Annotated in this window: 1 protein-coding gene; it reads right to left on the bottom strand. The window is 73.0% G+C overall.

From position 1 onward, the window contains the following. Positions 1 to 309 precede the first annotated feature (309 nt). A partial coding sequence (gene treZ / locus D588_RS0116520) for a malto-oligosyltrehalose trehalohydrolase (RefSeq protein ID WP_017916765.1) occupies positions 310 to 1,948 on the bottom strand: 1,639 nt, incomplete at its 5' end.

Below are 1,948 nucleotides of genomic sequence, written 5' to 3' on the forward strand. Positions count from 1 at the left end.
CTGTCGCGGCAGGCGGCCGCGTCGCGCGCGTCCAGGCCCAGTGCGCCGAGCACGTGGCGCAGGGTGTCGTCGGCGACCGTGCGCGGCGTGTCGCTGGCATCGATCCAGTCGACCAGCAGGCCGGCGGCGTCGGCCAGGGTGTGCAGGGAAGTGTCGGTCATGGGCAGGGCGAACCGGGCAGCAAGGCGAAAGGGGGATCCGCCGCGGTCCCGCCCACACGCGCCGACAGCGCGTGCGCGGCGGTGGGCAGCGAACGAGGTGGCCAGCGTGCCGGGGACGCTGTCGCGATGGCGTCGCGACAGCGGGTGCTCATGCGGCGTTGCCGGGCCGGTAGCGCGCGACGAAAGCGTTGGGCGGCAACTGCGCGGCGTCGTCGCCGGCGTTCTCCGTATGCACGGTGCTGCCGGGCAGGTCCAGCGCCATCGGCGCGTCGCCGAAGTTGGCGGCCACGTGCCATTCGCCGTCGCCCAGGCGCCAGCCCGCGGCGATCGCCTTCGGTCCGATCACCCGCGCCCCCAGCGCGCTGGCTTGGCCGAGCGCCGGCACCAGGTGCTGGCGGCGCAGCGCCATCAGCGCCGCGAACCAGTCGCGCCAGCGCGCACCGTCGCCGTGGGTGGCGTCGCTGATGTCGGCGATGGACGCCTGGAAGGTGCCCGGCGCGTTGGGATCGGGAATGGTCGCGCGCTGTTCCGGGTCGGCGAAGGCGGCGAAGTGCGCGAACTCGCGGCGCCGGCCCTCGCGCACCGCCTCGTCCAGCGGCGGCGCGAAGTCGGTGAAGAACTGGAACGGGGTCCGGCTGCCCCACGGCTCGCCCATGAAGAACAGCGGGATCATCGGGGTCAGTGCGGTCAGCGCCAGCGCCGCGCGCAATGCCGGTTCGCTCACCTGGGTGATCAGCCGGTCGCCGCGGGCGCGATTGCCGATCTGGTCGTGGTTCTGCGCGAAGATCACGAACTTGTGCGGCGGCAGGTGGCCGCTGGGTTCGCCGCGCGCGTGCCCGCGATGGTCGGCCTGGCCCTGGAAGGCGAAGCCTTCGCCGAGCACCCGCGCCAGGTGCTGCGCCGGCGCGTCGGCGAAGCCGGCATAGTAGCCCTCGTGCTCGTCGGTCAGCAGCACGTGCAGGCTGTTGTGGAAGTCGTCGTCCCACTGCGCGCTGTAGCCGCGCTCCAGCACATCGGCCTGGTTGGCCTCGTTCTCCAGCACCAGGTGCACGTGGCGCCCGTCGGCCACGCTGGCCGTGATCGCCTCGCGCAGGGTGTCGAGGAAGGCGTTGGGCACGATCGCGTGCACCGCGTCCAGGCGCAGGCCGTCGAAGCGGTATTCGTGCAGCCACATCAGCGCGTTGTCGATGAAGTAGCGCTGCACCGGCGCCAGGCGGAAGTCGATCGCCGCGCCCCAGGGCGTCGGCGCATCCTCGCGGAAGAAGGTCGAGGCGTACTGGCCCAGGTAATTGCCGTCCGGGCCGAAGTGGTTGTAGACCACGTCCAGGAACACGCTCAGGCCCAGGCCGTGGGCCTCGTCGATCAGCGCCTTGAGTTCGTCGGGATGGCCGTAGGCCGAGGCCGGCGCGTACGGCAGCACGCCGTCGTAGCCCCAGTTGTGGCGGCCGGGGAATTCGGCCAGCGGCATCAGTTCGATCGCGGTGACGCCGAGCGCGGCCAGGGTCGGCAGCTGCGCGCGCAACCCGGCGTAGCCGCCGCAGGTGCCCACGTGCAGTTCGTAGAACACCGTCTCGGCCCAGGGCCGGCCGCGCCAGTCGCCGTGGCGCCAGGCGTAACCGTCGGTGGCCAGCACCGCGCTGGCGCCGTGCACGCCGTCCGGCTGCCAGCGCGAGGCCGGGTCCGGCACCGGTGTGCCGCCGTCGATGGCGTAGCGGTAACGGGTGCCGGGCGCGCAGGCCAGGGTGGCGGCGAAGTAGCCGTCGCCGATCGCCTGCAGCGGCTGGCGC

This window comes from Xanthomonas sp. SHU 308 (assembly GCF_000364645.1).
In the GTDB taxonomy this organism is placed as follows: Bacteria; Pseudomonadota; Gammaproteobacteria; order Xanthomonadales; family Xanthomonadaceae; genus Xanthomonas_A; species Xanthomonas_A sontii.